The organism is Microbacterium sp. NPDC079356 (genome assembly GCF_049545465.1).
GTDB lineage: Bacteria > Actinomycetota > Actinomycetes > Actinomycetales > Microbacteriaceae > Microbacterium > Microbacterium gawkjiense.
The window spans coordinates 100,917-120,630 of the sequence record NZ_JBMWDN010000007.1 but is presented as its reverse complement, the minus strand read 5'-3'; the positions used below and the strand labels follow the sequence as shown (position 1 = coordinate 120,630).

Genomic DNA, 19,714 nt, shown 5'->3' with positions numbered 1-19,714 from the left:
ACCCGACCCGCTCCGCGAGCACCGTCGCCGGCATCGTCGGCGTCTCCAGCAGCAACGCACGCACCCGCGACTCGAACGGCGTGAACGACGTCGGCGCCGCTGTCCGCTCATAGTGAGGCGGCGATTCCGAGTTCACCGCCTTGATGACCGTGGTCCTCGAGATCCCCAACCGCTCAGCAATATGCGCCTTCGGCACGCCCTCGCCGGCCAGCCTCCGGATCAACGCCCAGTCCTCCAAAGTGATCACTCTCCAATCGTTGAGTGTTCACTTTTCAAGCGCCGCTACTGTCCAGTTTTCGAGCGCCGTCGACATCGAACAAACACGTCGTCGTGTTGAATCTCGCCTTCGACAAGGTGATCTGCTGGGCCCTCGCGACCATCTGCTCAGTGATGAACACCGCGAACTCTTGCACCGGACGCTCTGCCCACTCGTCCAACCGCTCACGGAGCCAGCCTGGCCGCAAGCGTGATCCCCGCTCTTCACCGCCCTCGAAGTACGCCGCAACCTTCACGGGCAGCGCGTTCGCGCGGACCGCGCCTAGCAGCAGCGTCGCGAACCAACGGTCAACGACGCTCCGAGATTGATCCTGATCGACCGCGACCTCCGCAGGAAGCAAGTCACCGCCGGGGGCAGTGTGCGGTGGCAGGTCGGACAGATAAGCCGCGAGGCTGCACGGAGGGAGTTCATTCGCGACGGCCGCCGCGATCGCTTCGACGGTCGCTGCACCATCGATCTGCGCGACGGTCCACGCCCAAAGGCGATGCCACGCCCGCACCGACTTCTCCCTCAGAAGCAATCCCGTCCACGCAGCAGTAGCGTCCAACGCAATGAGGCGAGGGTCCGCGTGCGCGGCCGGATCGAAGAGGAGCCGATCCCCAAGGTCGTCCTGCAGCGTCCCATCACCGCCCCCGGCAAGTTCCAGCAGGATCAGCAGCATCCTGATCGTCTGCGCCGACCCTTCCGGCATCGGTTCGGGCGTGATTTGGACCGCAGCGGGTAGGAGTCGTTCCCGCAATGCGCGACCATCCTCCGCGGATGCCATGCGGCACAGACACAGGTCCGATCGTTCCCGCAAGATTTCCAGCGGTACACGGTCAGATTCCGCGAGCGTCAGGAGCACGCCTAGGCCCGCGCGAATTGCTGCCGTGTCGGCGTTTGGGCCAATGCTCAACCCGCCGCTGGACATTCTCACGAACCCGAGGTCTTGCTCGACGGCGCCGTAGTCCCAGAAGAAGCCCCACTGCCTCTTCGAGTAGGCGCCGGGCCCAGTGCCGGCCAACCGCGCCACGTCGAGATCATTCCCCGACAGAGCGCCTCCCACCGCGCGAACCCCGTGCGGGGTGACCGGCGAGTCGTGCGCGTCTTGATGAAGGATCGTGATCGCTGCGAGGACGACCTCACAGCGTCTGAGCAGCTCCCGCTGAGCATCCACAGTCAGTTCCCGGCTGTCGCACTCGTCCGCCACGAGCGCATGCAACGTGTAGTAGCGAGCGTGAAACGTGGTGCTGATCGCGACCGTCGCCAGCTTTCTACTCTCCGCTGTCACATGTCGGCTTACCGCCAGAGGGTTCTCACCCACGTAATCGAGCGGCTCCGCCGCGACCCACGCCGGCCCGTCGACAACTTCGCTCATGCGCACAATGTATCGGTCGCAAAAACGTTAGCTGAACTGGGAGCCCCCGGATCTATCTGTTCCGAACGATGTTCTCGCTCAACGCGGGCGACCTGCACGCTGCGTTCGTAGCTGTTCAGCTGTTGTCGTAGCTGGTCTGCAGAAGTCTCTGTGCGCGGTCCAGCTCTCGTTGAGTGGAGATCCGCAGCTCGAGATCCCCTGTACCGAAATGCCCAACTTGCCGAACGTCACGCGAGTACCCGTCCTCGAGTTCGACCTCGTCCGGGTTCACCTTCAGATAAACGAGCAAGTTGCGCGACTGCGGATGCACTTCCACACAAGCGAAGTTCTTCAGTCTCCGGTAGGCGAAATACTGCTTGGTCGCCTTCTTGGATACGTCATCACCCAGCGCGGTCAGGAACGCGTCGAGTTGTTCGTAGAGTGCGGAGAGTTCAGGGGAAGCCTGTGCGAGGAGATCGGTCACGGTCTTGCTATGCCCGCGCGTCGCATTCGGCGCATCGTTCGCGGACTGCGGTTCAACTCGAGATGCGTGGACGAGTTCGAGGGCGAACAGTTCGCCTCCGAAGTCGCGGTAGGTGACGAGGTCGATCGAGCGGTTGATCTGCTCGACCGCGTGTTCGTCGTAACGGGTGTATCCACTTGCCACACACACGAGCCGCGGTGCGCGCCAGTCGATCGCATCGGCGACATCCGGTCCTAGCTCCTTCATGACGAGCAGGGTGAACTCGGCTCTGTGATCGACGAGCCAGTTCAGATAGAAGAGCCCTTGGTTGATGACGTTCTCGTTGGTGGCCCGCTTGTACTCGAAGATCACCGGAGAATTGTTCTCGTCGATGCCGAGGGAGTCGATTCGGCCACCGTGCCGACTTCCCGTGGAGAACTCGCTCGCGAGGAACCGCGTCGCGAACATCTCCTCCATGTTCCGCTCGATGAGCTGCTGCAACGACCGTTCGAGCGCGACAGTCGTGCTGTGAAGTTCGGTCGCAACACGATCGGTGACGCGGAAGAGTTTGAGGTCAGCCACGTGAAGCCCCCTGGTCCTTGAGGTACTCGTAGAGCATCGCGGGTAGCGCCTTCCCCAGCTCGGCGTACAGCCCGCTGTCGTTGAACAGATCATCGATGAACGCGGGCGTCTCATCTCGCACCCCGAGCAGCGCCTTCGTGAACGCCTTCGGCAGCGCCGGCGACTCCGCGAACTGCTGCGGCGAGTTCACCGCGGCCTGGTTCGCGAGTTCAACGTCCAGGGCGAGCTTGCCGACGATGTGGTTCATCTGCAGGTCGATGACGCCGACGCCGTACTTGTCGCCGAGGCGTTCGTTGAGCTTGTGGATGATCTCCTCGAGTGCGGACCGGTGCTTCTCGTGGATCGCGCCCGATCCGATCGCGGTGATCGGATCCAGGCCCGGCCCCTGCTCAAGGTTGAGCTTCACCGACTCGCCGGCGCTGATCTTGTAGCCGACGAGCGTCACGTCCGAGATGTCGACGGGTTCGATGATTGTCGCGGTGGACAGTTGCGGGAGGATGCGGCGGAAGAAGTAGTGGCGGCGGGGTAGGTCGGTGTCTTCGAGGTTGCGGGCCTGGGAGATGAAGTCGTAGAACTTCACGAAGTTCCCCACATCGGACTTGAAGAGCCGCAGTTCGTCCTGTTCGGCCTTGTCGTTATCGAGAACCGCGGCGACCCACCGTTTCTGGAACCGGTCCACCGCCGGCGCGGTCGCCGCCGACACCTTCGAGTTCGCGTTCACCCCACCAGCAAGCGCGACGTCGAACGCCTGCTCGACCTCCGCTATGTCGTAGATCCCGGCCGAGTCGAGCTTCACCACGAGGTCGTAGATGAGGTTCGGGTCGGTCGTCGCGGTGAGCGTCGCCTTCCGGTAGTACGGCAGGAACGCGTCCAGCACCTCGACAGGGTCGTTGACGAAGTCGAGGACGAACGTCTTGTCCTTGCCCGGATACGTGCGGTTCAGCCGCGACAGGGTCTGAACGGCCTGCACACCACCGAGCTTCTTGTCGACGTACATCGCGACCAGGCGGGGCTGGTCGAACCCGGTCTGGAACTTCTCCGCCACGATCATCACGTTGTACGTGGCCGGCTTGAACGCCTCCGCCAGATCCGACGGCACCCCCGGGTTCTGGGTCCGCTCCGTCAACCCCTCGCCGACGTCGTCCGGGTCCTCAACCGTGCCCGAGAACGCGACCAGCGACCGCACTCCCAGCACCCCGGCGTCGGCGATGTAGGTGTCGAGGTACTTCTTCCACCGCACTGCCTCAACACGCGACCCGGTGACGACCATCGCCTTCGCCTTGCCCTCCAGCAGCGGCTGGACGAAGGTGCGGAAGTGGTCGACGACGATCTTCGCCTTCTGGCTGATGTTCGTCGGATGCAGTCGCACGTACTGCACGAGCGCCTTCACCGCGGTCGACTCATCGACCTCACCGGCACCGTCGTAGTCGGAATCGGGATGCTGCAGCTTCCACGCCACCTTGTACGGCGTGTAGTTCTGCAACACGTCGAGGATGAATCCCTCCTCGATCGCCTGCTGCATGGAGTACAGGTCGAACGGCTCCGGCAGATCCCCACCCTCCGGCACCCGCCCGAACAACTCCAGGGTCTTTGCCTTCGGGGTCGCGGTGAACGCGAAGTACGAGATGTTCGGGGCGGATGCGGTGACCTCCATCGCCCACTGCAGGTACGCGTCCGAATCGATCGGGGCACCCTCGGCGACCGCCGCCTGCTCATCCGGGGACAGCACCTTCGTCAACGCGCCCGCGGTCGACCCGGTCTGCGACGAGTGGGCCTCGTCCGCGATGACCGCGAACCGGCGCCCCTGCAGCTCGGGCAGGGTCTGGATCGCGGTGATCAGCGCCTCGAACGACTGGATCGTCACGATCACGATGTTCTTGCCGCCGGTCAGCGCGGCGGCGAGCTGCTTCGACTTCGACTCGCCCGCATCCTTGGTGATCGACTGCACCACCCCGGCCTGCTTCTCGAACTGGCTGATCGCGTCCTGCAGTTGCTTGTCCAGCACCGTGCGGTCGGTGACCACCACGACCGTGTCGAACACCCGCTGGTTCTGGTCGTCGTGGAGTTGGGAGAGGCGGTGTGCGAGCCACGAGATCGAGTTCGTCTTCCCCGACCCCGCCGAGTGCTGCACCAGGTACCGGTTCCCCGGCCCCTCGGCCCGCGCCGCCTCGACCAGGCGGGTCACGGCCCGCCACTGGTGGTACCGCGGGAACAGCACCTTCTCGGTTTTCGTCTTCTTGCCCGTGTCGGGGTCGACGTCAACCTCGACCTGCAGGTGTACGAACGACCCCAGCAGCTGCAGCCAGGTGTCGCGTTGCAGGATCTCCTCCCAGAAGTACGCGGATGCCGACCCGTCCGGGTTCACCGGGTTCCCGGCACCCTCATCGGCGCCCTTGTTGAACGGCAGGAACCGCGTCTTCGGCCCGGCGAGCTTCGTGGTCATCTGCACCTCGGAGTTCGACACCACGAAATGCACCAGCGACCGCTTCGCGAACCCCAACAGCGGCTCACCCGCCGGCGACCGGTCGAACCGGTACTGGTTCACCGCGTTCCCGATCGACTGTGTGAAGTCCGTCTTCAACTCGATCGTCGCGACCGGGATGCCGTTCACGAACAGCACCAGATCCAACGCCTTGTTCGGATGCTTCACCGAGTAATGCACCTGACGCATCACCCGCAGCCGCATCTTCGCGTATGCCTCGAGCGTGTCCGGATTCTGAGTGGTCGCCGGCCGGAACTGCGCCAACCGGAACTTCACCGCACCACCATGCAGCGGCACCATCGAGAAACCCTCATGCAGAATCCGGATCGTCCCACCGTTCTTCAACGGATCCAGATCCAGAGACTTCGCCAGACGACTCAGGATGCTGTCACCCGCAGCCTTGTGCTGCGCTTCGGTGTCACCGGGGCGAACGACCTTCGCGAACTCGGTCGGCTGCGAATCCTCCAACCAGCCGAGCACGTCCTCGGGGAACAGTGCGAGCTCACGGTCGTAGCCCACGTCGGTCGGCGAGTACAACCAGCCGTTCGCAGCGAGATGCTCCGCGATCTCGTTCTCCAGCACCGACTCCAGATGCGCCCCAGCAACACCACTCACACCGACACCCCCGCATCGATCTTCCCCGTCACCGCAGCCGAAATCAGCGCCGCACGACGCTCACGCGCCAACAAGATCGCCTTTCGCGCAGTTTCGATCGCAGCGTCGACCTCGGCGGTCACAGCATCGAGCCGCTGAACGATGCCGTCCTGTTCCTCGAGCGACGGGACCGCGATTGGCATCTCCCTCACATCAGGAAGGCTGAGCTGGATCTTGGTGCCGCCGTACGCCGCTTTCTCGAAGTGCGCCTTCCCTGCAGAGGAAGACACGACGTACGCGGCGAACCGAGGATTCAGCCGATCCCGATCGAGCCGGACCAGTGCGACGTGTTGGCTCACGTAAGCCCCAGAGTCGGGCCCATCGATGACGGCCACGGACCCCAGGTCCGCCGTGATGGAGATCAACAGATCTCCAATCTGGGTCAGTGCCCGAACGCCCTCTTCGCCCTGCGGAAGCTCGACCCGTTGCCGCTCAACGGGGCGCAACTCGAGTCGGTCGCGTTGAAGATCTCCGATGCGTAGGAAGACGTCCGATCCTTCGTCGGCGTAGAACTGGCCCCAACCTCGTGACCCGCTTGTCACGAATCGAATCCACCGGCGCAGGGGCGCAAGCGACCATCCGGCCGGCAGTCGACCAAGCCATTCACCCGTGGCCTCGGCGGACGCGCTTCCCCACCCAATCGCCAGATCGACCGCAACGATACGGCGTTCGGTGAGGAGGGTGATGAGTTCCTCGTTCTTCGCGATGAACGCGTCGATCTGCGCCGTCTCCCGATCCAGATAGTCCGCAATCGCCCGCTGCTCGGGTAGGGACGGAAGCGCGATACGCGCGGCCTTGATCGCAGTCGAGGTCATGCTCGGGAGCGCGGTGTCGGTTGCCCAAGCTCCGAACGGCAGCGTCGTCGCCCAGTAGTAGGCGAAGCGAGGAAGAAGCCTGGAGCGGTCGATCACGCTGTAGAACATCGTGTCGACAGTCCAGAACTTGCCCTCAACGTAGAGCGGTCGGTCCACCGTGCCCTTCCTGCCGAAGAGCACCGATTCACCGTCGAACAGGTAGCTCGAAGCCCGACGGAATTCACCGCCTGATCCGTAGACCGGATACCCACCCTCCGAGACCTCGACGTTGCTGTAGTCCGCGCCGTTTCCAATGCGGGCAAGACGTCCGAACGTTGTCGTGCCCCATCGATCCGCAGGGGTCGCCGTCACCGCTCCACCTCCGCGAGCATCGCGCGGAGCTGATTCATGACGGCTTCGAGATCTCGGTCGATCTCCTCGAGTGGGCGGGGTGGGACATACCGGTAGAAGTGGCGGGTGAAGGGGATCTCCGCGCCTTCTTTCGTCTTGGCGTGGTCGACCCATGCGTCAGGCGCGTACGGGAGGACTTCGCGGGCGACATAGGCGTCGACATCCTCGTCCCAGGGCACGTTCTCGGTATCGCGGAGCGACGCATCCGCCTCCGGGTTCCCCTTCGTGTCGGTGCAGATGTCGGCGCTGTCATCCTGCTCACCGAGCTCCGTCGTCACGGTCCTGAGGAGCGGCGCGGGGAGGGTGAGGCCTTCGGCTTTCGCGGCATCCTTCAGCACCGTCTGGAACTCGGCCCGGTTTCTCCACACGGTGTCGGGGCCGAGCCGGTCGAGGGCGGCACGTAGAGCTGCGGCATCCGTCTCGTTCAGCTTCTGGATGGCCTTGGCCTCGAAGACGGTGTCGATGCGTTCGGGCGTCGCGTGCCAGTTGAGTTTCAGCGGGCGTTCGACAGTGATGGTGCGGTAGAGGAAGTCCTCGTTGCGGAAGATCTTCGACTGCTCGCCGTCCTCAAATCCGGCGTACAGGCCGACGATGGTCTCGATGTTCTTCGACGAGAGTTCGTTGCGCTTGGAGCCGAGGCCCTTGCGGAGCTTGGTGAACATCTCGCGGCCGTCGATGAGCTGCACCCGGCCCTTGCGGGTCTCGTCTTTGCGGTTGGTGAGGACCCAGATGTAGGTGGAGATGCCGGTGTTGTAGAACATGTCCTTCGGCAGCCCGATGATCGCTTCGACCAGGTCGTTGTCTAGCAGCCACTTACGGATGTTCGATTCGCCGCCGCCGGCGCCGCCGGAGAACAGCGGTGACCCGTTGAGGACGATCGCCATGCGGGATCCGCCGTCTTCGGGTTTGCGCATCTTCGACACGAGGTGCAGCAGGAACAGCATGGCGCCGTCGCTGACGGCGGGGGTGCCGGGGCCGAAGCGGCCGTTGAAGCCGAGCTTGGTGTGTTCGTCGTCTACGTAGGTGCGCTGGTCTTTCCAGTCGACCCCGAAGGGCGGGTTGGAGAGGCCGTAGTCGAATTTCTTGTCATCGAAGTGGTCCTCGGTGAGGGTGTCGCCGAGGGCGATGTTGTCGACGTCCTGGCCCTTGATGACCATGTCGGCCTTGCAGATCGCGTACGACGCGTCGTTGTAGTCCTGCCCGTACAGGCTGAGCTGGATGCCCGGGTTCAGGGTGCGGAGGTATTCGTCGGCGACGGAGAGCATGCCGCCGGTGCCGGCGGTCGGGTCGTAGATGGACCGCACCACACCCGACTTCGAGAGAGCATCGTCGTCGAGCGCGAACAGTAGCTCGACCATGAGCTTGATGACTTCACGCGGGGTGTAGTGGTCGCCGGCGGTCTCGTTCGACTTCTCGTTCGCGAACCGGATCAGCTCCTCGAAAACGAGGCCCATCTGGATGTTGCTGACCGTGCGGGGGTGGAAGTCGGCCTGTGCGAACTTCTCTGTCACCGCGAACAGCTTGTTCTTCTCCGCCAGCTTGTTCAGCGTCTTGTCGAACTCGAACCGCTCGAAGATGTCCCGCACGTTCGGAGAGAACCCCGCCAGGTAGGACGAAAGGTTCGCGCGGAGATCCTGCGGGTCAGCGACGAGCTTGCCGAAGTCGAACGGAGACGTGTTGTAGAACTGGTGGCCGGCGGCTTCCTGGAGCTTGATCGCCTGCAGCATCTCAGGGAGCGACTCGATCGACTTCGCGGCCTCCAGCACGGCGGGCTTTGTGTCGGCGAGCACGGCGTCGAGGCGGCGGAGCACGGTGAACGGGAGGACCACCGACCCGTACTCGGAGGGCTTGAACGGGCCGCGAAGGGACTCGGCGATGTTCCAGATGAAGGCGACGTGATTCACCACAGGTGGGCACTCCTGGCTTAGCAACGATGAGGGCGCGACACAGCGTCCCCGTTCCCCATCCTGGCCCATGCCGCGCACGGTCCACGGTCGTCAGAGCCGGACTGCCACGGTTGGCGACCTCTCAACGTGACATTCATCACAGACTGTCATACCGATCAGGCCATGCCGAGGTGGCCTAATCGTCAGCTTTGAGAGATGCCCAGCAGTGTGCGCTCCCCTGCCACATGGGAGTCGTACGCGCAGGGCATCGGCAGCAAGATGCAGAGGTGCCGAGTTGAGCGGGGCTACAGCCGGAAGCGCGTTTACGCGAGGTTCATCGGGATCCGACAGCTCAGTCCATCCCGACGGCCATGTCGGTGAAGCGCGAGAAGTGTCCCTGGAAGGCGACGACGACAGTGTCGGTCGGGCCGTTACGGTGCTTCGCGACGATGAGGTCGGCTTCGCCGGCGCGGGGGCTGTCCTTCTCGTACGCGGCCTCGCGGTGCAGCAGGATCACCATGTCGGCATCCTGCTCGATCGAGCCCGACTCACGCAGGTCGCTGATCGCGGGCTTCTTGTCGGCACGCTGCTCGGGACCACGGTTCAGCTGCGACAGGGCGATGACCGGGACCTGCAGTTCCTTCGCGAGGAGCTTCAGCGCACGCGAGAACTCCGAGACCTCCTGCTGACGCGACTCGACGCGCTTACCGCTCGTCATGAGCTGCAGGTAGTCGATGACGACCATCTCGAGCCCGACGCGCTGCTTGAGCTTGCGGCACTTCGCGCGGATCTCGACGAGCGTCATGTTCGGGCTGTCGTCGATGTAAAGGGGCGCGTCGTTGATGCGGCCGCGGGTCGAGGCGATCGTCGTCCAGTCGCGGCTGTCGAGCATGCCCTTGCGCATGCTCTGCAGCGGCACCGAGCCCTCGGCGCTCATGAGGCGCATCGCGATCTCGCTGCGCCCCATCTCGAGCGAGAAGAACACGGTCGGGCGGTTGTGCTTGATGGCGGCTGCGCGGGCGAAGTCGAGCGCGAGCGTCGACTTACCCATTGCGGGACGCGCCGCGACGACGATCATCTGTCCGCCGTGCAGACCGTTGGTGAGCTGGTCGAGCCCGGCGAACCCGGTCGGGATGCCGGTCATCTGACCGTCGCGACCGCGAGCGGCCTCGATCTCCTCGACGGCGGCGTCGACAGCGACCTGCAGGGGGACGTAGTCCTCGGACTGCTCGGCACCGGTGACCGAGTAGATCTCGGCCTGGGCGTTGTTGACGAGGTCGAGCGCCTCGCCCTGCCCGTTGTAGCCCATCTGCACGATGCGGGTGCCGGCCTCGACGAGCCGACGCAGCAGCGCCCGCTCGCGGACGATCGACGCGTAGTAGGCGGCGTTGGCCGCCGTCGGGACGATGGACGTCAGCGAGTGCAGGTAGTCCGCCCCGCCGGCACGCTGCAGATCGCCTGTTTTGATGAGCTCGTCGGTGACCGCGACGACGTCGGTCGGCTCGCCGTGCGAGTAGAGGGAGAGGACGGCCTCGAAGATCAGCTCGTGCTTCGGGACGTAGAAGTCGGTTCCGCGGAGCGCCTCGATGACGTCGGCGACCGCGTCACCCGAGAGCAGCATTCCGCCGAGGGTGCTCTGCTCCGCGAGCATGTCGTGCGGCGGAGTCCGCTCGGGGCCGCGGGAGCCGCCGATTCGGTCGTCCGACAGATCCGCGATCGACATCCATGCCCCTCTTCCGGGCCCGCTGGAAGGCCCTCGCACACGCTAGGGAGGGGCTCCGACACACGCAAACCAGCCTGTGGATAACTGTGTGGAGAACGTGCGGGAAACGCCGACCACCCTGTGCAGAGTGCCTGTGGAAAACCTGCGAAAACACATCGTTCCACACCGCCGAATGTCCTTTTGATCTGGGCTTGTGCTTCCCACAGGCTGTGGATGGATAACCGACCTCAAGTGGCGCTTGAAGGTTCAGCGTTATCCCCACCCCATGTGCAGAATCGCCCGTTTGTCAAATGAGAAAGTCGGGCCTTCCCGGCGGTCTTCCCAAACCCTCGGAACCTCTTGCCAAGCTCACAGGAACGGCGTACTTTATGGGGTCCAGGCACCCCGCAGACGCGGCCTTCTCGGCATGCGTCCCGATGTTTCCATCGTGGAGGTGACCTGTGCACACGACGCTACGCGCGTTCACCCGCCTCGGTCTCCTCTGTGCGATCGGGCTCGGGATCGCCGTGATCTGGGCCGCGATCGTCACCGTGCTGATCGCACCGGATGCCCGCGCGTCCGACCGCACGGACGAGGGACTCCTCAGCGGGGTGACCAAGATCGTCGAAGACGTCACCGAGCCTGTCGTCGACAAGGTGGTGACCCCCGTCACGCAGAAGGTCGCGAAGCCCGTGACCGAGAAGGCGGTCAAGCCGACCGCCGAAAAGGTCGTCGCGCCGGTCGTGGAGAAGGTCGCGAAGCCCGTCACGGACAAGGTCATCAAGCCCGTCACCGACAAGGTCGTCGCGCCGGTCACCGACAAGGTCGTCAAGCCGGTCGCCGACAAGGTCATCAAGCCCGTCACGGACAAGGTCATCAAGCCCGTCACCGAGGCTGTGAAGCCCGTCACCGATGCTGTCCTCGAACCCGTCGTCGAGGTGGTGACCCCCGTCACGGACGAGGTCGTCGAGGCCGTCGTCCCGCCCATCGTCGACGCGGTCAGCCCGGTGACCGACCCCGTCGTCGACGCCGTCTCGCCCGTGATCCCGCCGATCGTCGAGGTCGTCTCGCCCGTGGTGGATGCCGTGACACCCGACATCGAGCTTCCGAGCCTCCCCGTCGACGTGCCCTCCACGGGACCTGTGCCGGGCCTTCCGGTTCCGACCGCGCCCACCGTGCCCGTCGTCGAGCCGGCCGTGTCGATGCCGGTCGTCGACGCTCCCACCGGTGCGCTCGTGAACCGGCCCGCGACCGCTCCGACGGAGGCGTCGTCGGGCACCCCGACGCAGGTCGCCCAGCTCTTCTCCCGCGCCGTCGCGCAGGCTCCCGCCGACTTCGGCGCGGCTGTCGCGGCGCCGCATCCGCTCGATCTCGCAGGCCCCCCTGCACCCGCGCCCTCGGCGCCGCTGAGCGAGTCGGGTTCTCTGTCTTCCGCATCCTCCGGAGGGGCTGCCGGGCTGTTCGCCCTGCTCCCGCTCGGGTTCCCCGTCGCGCACCGTGCCTGGGCACGACGGGGTCGCCCGACCGATGAGCAGCGCCTTCCCGCGCCCTTCTTCGACACCGACGTCTCTCCCGACTGACGGGGATCGCGCCGCGCTTTCTCGCGGCATGCATCCGCACGCTCTGCGTGCCGGCGCTCCGGCGCCTATTCCCTGTCGATCTTTGAGGAGAGATGAAATGAACTCCACGTTGTCGCGTGTCCTGCTGGGCACGCTCGTGGCCGGGGGCATCACGCTCTTCGGCGCGGCGGCCGCACAGGCCGCAGAACCGACGACGTCCGGCGAGGACGGGCTGCTTTCGGGCACCCAGGCCCTGCTGAACGTCGACATCCCGATCACCGTCGGCGACACCGCCGTCTCGGTGATCGGCGACTCGTCCAGCTCGTCCGACGACGAGGCCGAGCCGGCTCAGCCGCGCGAGACCTCGTCCGGGTCCACGAGCGGTGCCGACGGCGCCGCCTCGGGGTCGCAGGCGCTGGTCGACGTCAACGTCCCGATCACGGTGGACGACACCGCGGTCTCGGTCATCGGCGACAGCACCACCGAGTCGACGGATGCCGCGCCCGCCGCGCCGGCACCCGCACCCGCCGAGCCCGCCGACGCCCCGTCCACCGACGGAACCGACGGCGTCGGCTCGGGCACCCAGGTCGTCGCCCCCATCACGGTCCCCGTGACCGTGGACGACACCGCGGTCTCGGTCGTCGGCGACAGCACCACCGAGTCGACGGATGCCGCCACCCCGGCCGCCCCGGCGCCGAGCGGTTCGACCGCAGCGCCGACCACGGGTGGTTCGGACGGCATCCTCTCGGGCTCGCAGGTGGTCGCGCCGATCACCGTGCCGGTCACCATCGGCGACACGGCGGTCTCGGTCATCGGTGACAGCACGAGCGACAGCACCGACGTCGCCGCGCCCACCGCACCGGCCACCGGAACCACCGGCGCGCCCTCGACCGACGGCACCGACGGCATCGGCTCCGGCACGCAGGTCGTGGCCCCCATCACGGTCCCCGTGACCGTGGACGACGCCGCGGTCTCGGTCATCGGTGACAGCGCGAGCGAGAGCTCGTCGGGTCCGGCCGCGCCGGTCTCGGGCGGCTCGACCGGAGCGCCCACCACGGGCGGTTCGGACGGTATCGGCTCGGGCACCCAGGTCGTCGCGCCCATCACGATCCCCGTGACCGTCGGCGACACCGCGGTCTCGGTCATCGGTGACAGCACGACGGAGGGTACGGATGCCGCGGCCCCCGCAGCACCCGCACCCGGCACGTCAACGGGCCCCGTCACCTCCGGTGAGGGCGGTGTCGGAAGCGGTACGCAGGTCGTGCTGCCCATCGGCATCCCGATCACCATCGGTGACACCGCCGTCTCGGTCATCGGCGACAGCGAGGTGACCGACCCCGGCACCCCGACGGACCCGACCGACCCGACCGACCCGACCGACCCGGTCGACCCCACGGACCCCACGGACCCGGTCGACCCCACGGACCCGACCACCCCGGTCGACCCGACGGACCCCACGGACCCGGTCGTCCCGACGGACCCCACGGACCCGACCACTCCGGTCGACCCCACGGACCCGACCACCCCGGTCGACCCCACGGACCCGGCCACCCCGGTCGACCCGACGGACCCGACCACCCCGGTCGACCCCACGGACCCGACCGACCCCACCACGCCGGTGAACCCGACGGACCCGACCGACCCCACCACGCCGGTCGAGCCCACGGTCCCCGGTGACGGCACGGACGGTCAGATCCCCGGCGGCACCCCCGCCCCGATGGTCACCCGGGCCAGCGGTGGCGAGACGCCGCAGGCGCTGGCTCAGACGGGAGGCGTCGCGACCCCGTGGCTGCCCCTGGCCGCGATCACCCTGCTCGCCGGCGGTGCGCTGCTCACGCTGCGTCGCCGCACCGTCTGACCGACTCCCCCCAGAAGGGCGGATGCCACGGGCCCCCACCCGCGGCATCCGTCCACCCCCTCGCGGATGCATGGATCCTGCGTGACACGCCGGGTCCCCACCCCCACCACCGGCGTGTCGGCCGAGATCCATTGCATCCGCGACACATCGCACGGCCCCCGGAAACGACGGATGCCGCGGTCCCGACCCGTGAGGGAAGGGACCGCGGCATCCGAACCGCGCGCCAGGATTACTTGGCGGCGACCACCTGCAGGGTGATCACGGCGGTGAGCTCGTCGCCGAGGCGAACGGTCGCCTCGTGCTCGCCCACGGCCTTGATCGGCGAGGTGATGTGGATCTTGCGCTTGTCGAGGTCGCCCAGACCGGCGGCCTTGACGGCGTCGGCCACGTCGGCGGTCTTGACCGAACCGAACAGGCGGCCCTCAGCGCCGGCCTTGACGGTCAGCTTGACCGTGTTCGACTCGAGCGTGTTCTTGAGCGCCACGGCCTCTTCGTGGTCGTGGATCGCGCGGGACTCGCGAGCGGCGCGGATCGACGCCACCTGCTTCTCGCCACCGCGGGTCCAGGCCACAGCGAAGCCCTGGGGGATGAGGTAGTTGCGGGCGTACCCGTTCTTGACCTCGATGACGTCGCCGGCGCTACCGAGCCCGGCGACCTCGTTCGTGAGAATCAGCTTTGCCATGTCGGTACTCCTTACCGGCCAGCGCCGGCGTAGGGCAGGAGCGCCATTTCACGGGCGTTCTTGATCGCCTTGGCGATCAGACGCTGCTCCTGCACCGAGACTCCGGTGATACGACGGGCGCGGATCTTCCCACGCTCCGAGATGAACTTGCGAAGCGTCGCGACGTCCTTGTAGTCGATGACGCCGACGCGGATCGCCTTCGCGGGAGCGGCGTTCTTCGCGCCCTTCCGCGGCTTGCGGCGATCGCCGGTTGCCTTTCCAGCCATGTGTCTTCCTTAAGAGAGATGGATGCCGCGACCCGCGGCATCCGCAATTCGAATCAGAACGGGGTGTCGTCGCCGTAGCTCGTCCCGGGCGCGCTCCAGGCGTCAGGAGCCGAGGACCCGGGCGTGGCCCAAGGCTCGTCCTGCTGCACCTGCGGACGCGACTGCTGCTGACCGCCGCCGAAGCCGCCGCCACCGTTACCGCCGCCGTTGGAGGCGGCGCGGGTGACCTGAGCCGTGGCGTAGCGGAGCGAGGGGCCGATCTCGTCGACCTCCAGCTCGATCGCCGTGCGGTTGTTGCCTTCGCGGTCCTGGTAGGAGCGCTGCTTCAGGCGGCCGGTCGCGACGACCCGCATGCCCTTGGTGAGCGAGCCTGCGACGTGCTCAGCGAACTCGCGCCAGACCGACGCGCGCATGAACAGCGCTTCGCCGTCCTTCCACTCGTTGGCTTGACGGTCGAAGCTGCGCGGCGTCGATGCGATCGTGAAGTTCGCGACGGGGAGGCCGTTCTGCGTGTAGCGCAGCTCGGGGTCCGCCGTGAGGTTACCCACGACCGTGATGATGGTCTCGCCGGCCATGAGCCTTAAGCCTTCGCTGCCTTGCGGGCGGCCTTGGCCTCAGCGCGCTCCTTCTCGGCGGCGACCTGAGCGATCGCCTCCTCGGCGCGGAGGACCTTGGTACGCATGATCTGCTCGTTCAGCTTGAGCTGACGGTCGAGCTCCTGCGTGGCCTCGCTCGTGGCGGTGAAGTTGACGACGGCGTAGATGCCCTCGGTCTTCTTCTGGATCTCGTAGGCGAGACGGCGCTTGCCCCACACGTCGACGTTGTCGATCGAGCCACCATCAGCGGTGATGACCTTCAGGAACCCGTCGAGCTTGGGAGCAACCTGGCGCTCGTCGACCTCGGGGTCGAGAATCACCATGAGTTCGTACTGGTGGATGTGCGTCACTAACCCACCTCCTTCGGACTAGAACGGATGCCGGGCGTTTCCCGGCATCAGGAGGGTTGATGCACGTGTCCGATGATTCCGCGCATGAGCGCAGACGGACAACCACAACAGTCTAGCGGATGCCCGGCCCCGCCGCGGAATCGCTCAGTCGACGCCCCAGCGCCCCGGCGGCGTCGGCGAGCTCGGGTGGCCCCACGACCTCGAACGGGACGTCGAAGCGCAGCGCCCACGCGAGCGCTCCCGCCCACGACCAGGATCCGACGCGCACGCGACTGCGGCCGTCGCCGAGGTCTTCGAGCTCCGCGTCGCCCAGGAACGGCACGACCCGCTGCGCGGGCGTCGACAGGATCAGGTCGGCGGTCACGGGCCATCGGTCCTGCTCGTCGGAACCCTTGAACCTCGCGGCGAGATAGGTGCGTGCATCGCCCGTGGGGATCTCGCGCGGCTCGAACGGGACGCCGCCGCCCTGCCGGAGCCGCACGCGGTCGAGCCGCAGGATGCGCCAGCCCGCGGCATCCCCGTCCCACGCGACGACGTACCAGCGCCCGTCGCGCACGACGACGGCGTGCGGCTCGATCGGCCGGGCGCGGCCGTCGTCGCGGTACTCGATGCGGAGGGTGCGGTGATCGCGGGCCGCGGCGCTCACCGCCGCCACGACCGTCGGCGCCGCCTGCGCGCCCGCCGCGTCCGCCTCGAACCGGATGCCGTCGATGCGGTGGCGCAGGTGCGACGGCATGACCTGCCGCATCGTGGCGAGGGCCCGGGCCGCGGCATCCGCGATGTCGACTCCGGATGCCGACTGCAACGCGACCGCGATCGCCACCGCCTGCTCGTCGTCGAACAGGAGCGGCGGCAGCTCCTCGCCGGGCGCGAGGCGGTACCCGCCGTACGGGCCCTTGACCGCCGTGATCGCGTAGCCGAGTTCGCGCAGCCGGTCGACGTCGCGTCGCACGGTGCGCACGGTCACCCCGAGGCGGTCGGCGAGCTCCTGCCCCGCCCAGTCGCGCCGGGACTGCAGGACCGACAGCAGGTTCAGCATCCGGTGCGAGGGCGAGGACATGTCCCCATCCTCGTCGAGAAGCGGACAGGAACGGTCCTCTACGCGGAGGAGAGTCGCCGCAGGCAGACAGCCACTCAGCAAAGGACGACCATGACCCTCACCACCACGACCCACCTCAACTTCCGCGGCACCGCGCGCGAGGCCCTCGAGTTCTACGCCCGCGTCTTCGACGGCCAGGCGATGGTGACCACCTACGCCGACCTCGGGATGCCCGCCGACGCACCCGGCGCCGACACGGTCGTCTTCGGCATCCTCGTCGCGGCGGACGGATTCCGCCTCATGGCGTACGACGTCCCGGGGCCCGCCGCCGGCGCCGAGGCGATCGCGGGCACGACGCACCGCGAGAACGGGATGACGATCACCGACCGCGCCTTCTTCGTCTCGCTGCAGGGCGACACGCTCGACGAGGTCACCGCACGCTGGGACGCCCTCGCCGAGGGCGCGACCATCGTCGAACCGCTCGCCGCGTCGGCATGGAGCGCAGGGTTCGGCATGCTCACCGACCGCTTCGGCGTGACCTGGGTCGTCGACGTGCGCACCGCGTGAGCCGGGTCGCCTGACGGCGAACGGGACGGATGCCGGTGCCCCGCCGCATCCGTCCCGTTCCCGGGAGCGACCGGCCGGTACCGTGGCCGTCATGGAGTGGACCGCGGACGTCTCGGCCGGCGACTGGCTGCGCGAGCGCATCGACGACCCGTGGACCTGGACGATGCACGACGTCGTGCCGCGCGGGTTCGAGGCGTACGCGCGGGTGTTCCATCCGGCATCCGTCACCGAGCTCCCGGGTGAGCGGCTGCCCACGATCGAGGAGTGGGTGGCGGTCACGGCCGACGAGCACCTCCGCGTGAGCGAACGCCTCGTCACACGGGACCTCACGTGGCGTGAGGCGGCGGGGATCTTCGGCACCGTGTTCCACCCCACCGCCCAGTGGTCGAGCCTGACGCAACAGGAGGACACGGGCGGCACGCTCGTCACGCCCGACGGGCGTTGGGTCGATCCCCCCGAGAGCGGGCAGCTCCTGCCCGAGCTGCTCGCCGCGATCGCGTCGATCCTCGCGCAGCACACGACCACTCCGGACGACGGCGTCGTCGCGCTCTGGGAGGGACACGGGGCGCTGCTCGGGCACATGGGCGAGGGGCCGTCCCGCGCGTTCTTCCAGATGGGGGACCCTGCCGACCCGGTGCTCGCCCATCACAACCAGATGCTCGGGACGAGCGTGAAGGACGCGTGGAACAACGTCTTCCGTCGGAAGACCTGGCAGGAGGGCATCCTGTCGCGGGAGATCTCCGAGAGTCCTCGGCTCGAGCTCCCGGACCGGGGACACGTCCTCTTCCGCGGCGGCGTCAGCGAGCTCGCCCGACCGGACTGGTTCCTCGACGTGCCCTGGCGCGACCGGCCGGCAGAGGAGCACGGCTTCGAGCCGTCGGCGCTCAGCCCGAGCATGGTCTGGCCGGCGGATCGTGCGTGGGTGCTCGTCTCCGAGGTCGATTACGACTCGACGGTGATCGGCGGCTCCCGCGAACTGATCGCCGCCCTGGTCGCGGCATCCGATCTCGAAGCACTCGAGATCCCCGAAGGCTCCGCCCTGACGTCCGACTCCGACGAGGTGAACCGATGAGCACATCGACCTTCGACCCGACCCCGCTCACCGAGCCGGTCGACCGTGCGGCCGTCTCCGCCCACCGCAAGGAGCTGCTCGCCGCCGGTCGGCTCCCCTCCGGCGGAGGTGTGTGGGTGATCGTCGTCGTGGTCGCAGTGTTCCTGTTCGTGGGGTTCTTCGTCGTCAGCATCTTCGTCGAGGTGCTGACGAGCTCCCTCAGCGGAGCGAACCGCAACCCGCTCGCCTTCGGGTTCATCCTCGTCATCTCGATCTTCGCGATCGGTGTCGTCTCGCTCATCATCCGCGGGCTCAAGGGATCGCACGAGCGGATCTACCGCCTCGAGCGGTTCGCGCGGGCGAACGGGCTGACGTGGTACGCCGAGGCATCCGCTCCGCCTCTGCCGGGCATGATCTTCTCGCACGGGCACTCCCGCAAGTCGACCGACATCCTGCGGGGCGAGAGGCCGCGGTTCGTGGAGTTCGCGAACTACCGCTACACGACCGGGTCGGGCAAGAACCAGACGACCCACCGCTGGGGGTACGTCGCGATCCGGCTGGCGACGCCGCTGCCGCACATCGTGCTCGACGCGACCGGCAACAACGGGCTCTTCGGCTCGAACCTGCCGCAGGCGTTCGACAAGGACCAGCGACTCAGCCTCGAAGGCGACTTCGACGAGCACTTCGCGCTCTACTCCCCGCAGGGGTACGAGCAGGACGCGCTCTACCTCTTCACGCCCGACATCATGGCGCGCTTCATCGACCACGCCGCGCAGCTCGACGTCGAGATCGTGGACGACTGGCTGTTCCTCTACGCCAAGCGCGACCTGTCCACCCTCGACCCGAACACCTGGGCGTGGCTGTTCTCGGCCGTCGGCGCCCTGCTCGACAAGCTCGCCCAGTGGGAACGCTGGCGCGACGACCGACTCACGCAGACCGCGGCCGTGCCGGGCGCGACGGCCGACTCGCTGCCGTTCGCCCCGCCGCTCGGGACGCTGCGGCCGCCGCCGGGGGTCGCCGCGCAGGGCCGACGCCTGAAGGGCGGCGTCTCGTGGCCCGCCATCATCATCGGCGGGCTCTTCGTCCTCGGCGTCTTCGCGATGCAGAGCGGCCTGCTCGACGCGATCTTCCGCTGACCCGGCGCGCCGCGCCGCGGCAT

At 67.2% G+C, this 19,714-nt stretch carries 17 protein-coding genes; 5 read left to right on the top strand and 12 right to left on the bottom strand.

Annotation, left to right across the window (positions count from 1 at the left end; genetic code table 11):
* The 7 genes from ACPEH0_RS13905 to dnaB form a co-directional block, all read right to left on the bottom strand.
* Window positions 1-247 (bottom strand): helix-turn-helix domain-containing protein (locus ACPEH0_RS13905; protein ID WP_423719489.1); only part of this gene is annotated, 247 nt, incomplete at its 3' end.
* Window positions 248-272: 25 nt separating this feature from the next.
* The gene (locus ACPEH0_RS13900; protein ID WP_366214394.1) at window positions 273-1,634 is read right to left on the bottom strand and encodes a hypothetical protein; all 1,362 of its coding nucleotides are present in this window, start codon (window positions 1,632-1,634) and stop codon (window positions 273-275) included.
* A 115-nt stretch (window positions 1,635-1,749) separates the two neighbouring features.
* Window positions 1,750-2,658: a DUF5655 domain-containing protein gene (locus ACPEH0_RS13895; RefSeq protein ID WP_366214395.1), complete on the bottom strand. Its 909-nt coding sequence runs from the start codon at window positions 2,656-2,658 to the stop codon at window positions 1,750-1,752.
* The gene (locus ACPEH0_RS13890; RefSeq protein WP_366214396.1) at window positions 2,651-5,755 is read right to left on the bottom strand and encodes a type I restriction endonuclease subunit R; all 3,105 of its coding nucleotides are present in this window, start codon (window positions 5,753-5,755) and stop codon (window positions 2,651-2,653) included. Before ACPEH0_RS13890 ends, ACPEH0_RS13895 begins: the two co-directional genes overlap by 8 nt.
* Window positions 5,752-6,960, bottom strand: a complete 1,209-nt coding sequence (locus ACPEH0_RS13885; RefSeq protein ID WP_366214397.1) for a restriction endonuclease subunit S — start codon at window positions 6,958-6,960, stop codon at window positions 5,752-5,754. The genes ACPEH0_RS13890 and ACPEH0_RS13885 overlap by 4 nt, the downstream gene beginning before the upstream one ends.
* Window positions 6,957-8,906 (bottom strand): type I restriction-modification system subunit M, encoded by a 1,950-nt coding sequence (locus ACPEH0_RS13880; protein WP_366214398.1) that lies wholly within the window; start codon window positions 8,904-8,906, stop codon window positions 6,957-6,959. The genes ACPEH0_RS13885 and ACPEH0_RS13880 overlap by 4 nt, the downstream gene beginning before the upstream one ends.
* A 331-nt stretch (window positions 8,907-9,237) precedes the next feature.
* Window positions 9,238-10,608, bottom strand: coding sequence for a replicative DNA helicase (dnaB, locus tag ACPEH0_RS13875; RefSeq protein ID WP_064002773.1), 1,371 nt, complete (start codon window positions 10,606-10,608; stop codon window positions 9,238-9,240).
* A 440-nt stretch (window positions 10,609-11,048) separates the two neighbouring features.
* Here dnaB and ACPEH0_RS13870 point away from each other — a divergent pair, with 440 nt between their 5' ends.
* The gene (locus ACPEH0_RS13870) at window positions 11,049-12,167 is read left to right on the top strand and encodes a hypothetical protein (protein ID WP_366214399.1); all 1,119 of its coding nucleotides are present in this window, start codon (window positions 11,049-11,051) and stop codon (window positions 12,165-12,167) included.
* Between the two features lie 97 nt (window positions 12,168-12,264).
* On the top strand, window positions 12,265-14,004 hold the full coding sequence (locus ACPEH0_RS13865) for a chaplin family protein (RefSeq protein ID WP_366214400.1): 1,740 nt from the start codon (window positions 12,265-12,267) through the stop codon (window positions 14,002-14,004).
* A gap of 229 nt (window positions 14,005-14,233) precedes the next feature.
* Here the strand turns inward: ACPEH0_RS13865 and rplI are convergent, their stop codons facing one another.
* The 5 genes from rplI to ACPEH0_RS13840 all read right to left on the bottom strand — a co-directional run bounded on the left by rplI (window position 14,234) and on the right by ACPEH0_RS13840 (window position 16,958).
* Complete coding sequence (gene rplI / locus ACPEH0_RS13860) at window positions 14,234-14,686, bottom strand: 50S ribosomal protein L9 (protein WP_064002775.1); 453 nt, start codon at window positions 14,684-14,686, stop codon at window positions 14,234-14,236.
* Between the two features lie 11 nt (window positions 14,687-14,697).
* Window positions 14,698-14,952 carry a 30S ribosomal protein S18 gene (rpsR, locus tag ACPEH0_RS13855; RefSeq protein ID WP_005054609.1) on the bottom strand — a complete coding sequence of 85 codons (255 nt, stop codon included), beginning with the start codon at window positions 14,950-14,952 and terminating at the stop codon, window positions 14,698-14,700.
* Window positions 14,953-15,005: 53 nt separating this feature from the next.
* Entirely contained in the window at window positions 15,006-15,527 is a 522-nt protein-coding gene (locus tag ACPEH0_RS13850; protein WP_064002776.1) for a single-stranded DNA-binding protein, read from the bottom strand.
* A gap of 5 nt (window positions 15,528-15,532) precedes the next feature.
* On the bottom strand, window positions 15,533-15,898 hold the full coding sequence (gene rpsF, locus ACPEH0_RS13845) for a 30S ribosomal protein S6 (protein WP_269454691.1): 366 nt from the start codon (window positions 15,896-15,898) through the stop codon (window positions 15,533-15,535).
* 112 nt (window positions 15,899-16,010) lie between these two features.
* Window positions 16,011-16,958, bottom strand: a complete 948-nt coding sequence (locus tag ACPEH0_RS13840; RefSeq protein WP_366214401.1) for a helix-turn-helix transcriptional regulator — start codon at window positions 16,956-16,958, stop codon at window positions 16,011-16,013.
* 90 nt (window positions 16,959-17,048) lie between these two features.
* On the opposite strand from ACPEH0_RS13840, the gene ACPEH0_RS13835 reads away from it, so the two are divergent.
* From ACPEH0_RS13835 to ACPEH0_RS13825, 3 genes are all read left to right on the top strand, one after another.
* On the top strand, window positions 17,049-17,504 hold the full coding sequence (locus ACPEH0_RS13835; protein WP_366214402.1) for a VOC family protein: 456 nt from the start codon (window positions 17,049-17,051) through the stop codon (window positions 17,502-17,504).
* Window positions 17,505-17,595: 91 nt separating this feature from the next.
* Window positions 17,596-18,576, top strand: a complete 981-nt coding sequence (locus ACPEH0_RS13830) for a hypothetical protein (protein ID WP_366214404.1) — start codon at window positions 17,596-17,598, stop codon at window positions 18,574-18,576.
* Window positions 18,573-19,691: a hypothetical protein gene (locus ACPEH0_RS13825; protein WP_366214405.1), complete on the top strand. Its 1,119-nt coding sequence runs from the start codon at window positions 18,573-18,575 to the stop codon at window positions 19,689-19,691. Before ACPEH0_RS13830 ends, ACPEH0_RS13825 begins: the two co-directional genes overlap by 4 nt.
* Window positions 19,692-19,714 lie beyond the last annotated feature (23 nt).

Excerpts from the sequence above, each read along its gene's own strand:
- rpsR (WP_005054609.1), bottom strand. The coding sequence starts at position 14,952 with ATGGCTGGAAAGGCAACCGGCGATCGCCGCAAGCCGCGGAAGGGCGCG.
- ACPEH0_RS13850 (WP_064002776.1), bottom strand. The coding sequence starts at position 15,527 with ATGGCCGGCGAGACCATCATCACGGTCGTGGGTAACCTCACGGCGGAC.
- ACPEH0_RS13900 (WP_366214394.1), bottom strand. The coding sequence starts at position 1,634 with ATGAGCGAAGTTGTCGACGGGCCGGCGTGGGTCGCGGCGGAGCCGCTC.
- ACPEH0_RS13825 (WP_366214405.1), top strand. The coding sequence starts at position 18,573 with ATGAGCACATCGACCTTCGACCCGACCCCGCTCACCGAGCCGGTCGAC.
- ACPEH0_RS13835 (WP_366214402.1), top strand. The coding sequence starts at position 17,049 with ATGACCCTCACCACCACGACCCACCTCAACTTCCGCGGCACCGCGCGC.
- dnaB (WP_064002773.1), bottom strand. The coding sequence starts at position 10,608 with ATGTCGATCGCGGATCTGTCGGACGACCGAATCGGCGGCTCCCGCGGC.
- ACPEH0_RS13830 (WP_366214404.1), top strand. The coding sequence starts at position 17,596 with ATGGAGTGGACCGCGGACGTCTCGGCCGGCGACTGGCTGCGCGAGCGC.
- ACPEH0_RS13865 (WP_366214400.1), top strand. The coding sequence starts at position 12,265 with ATGAACTCCACGTTGTCGCGTGTCCTGCTGGGCACGCTCGTGGCCGGG.
- rplI (WP_064002775.1), bottom strand. The coding sequence starts at position 14,686 with ATGGCAAAGCTGATTCTCACGAACGAGGTCGCCGGGCTCGGTAGCGCC.
- ACPEH0_RS13840 (WP_366214401.1), bottom strand. The coding sequence starts at position 16,958 with ATGTCCTCGCCCTCGCACCGGATGCTGAACCTGCTGTCGGTCCTGCAG.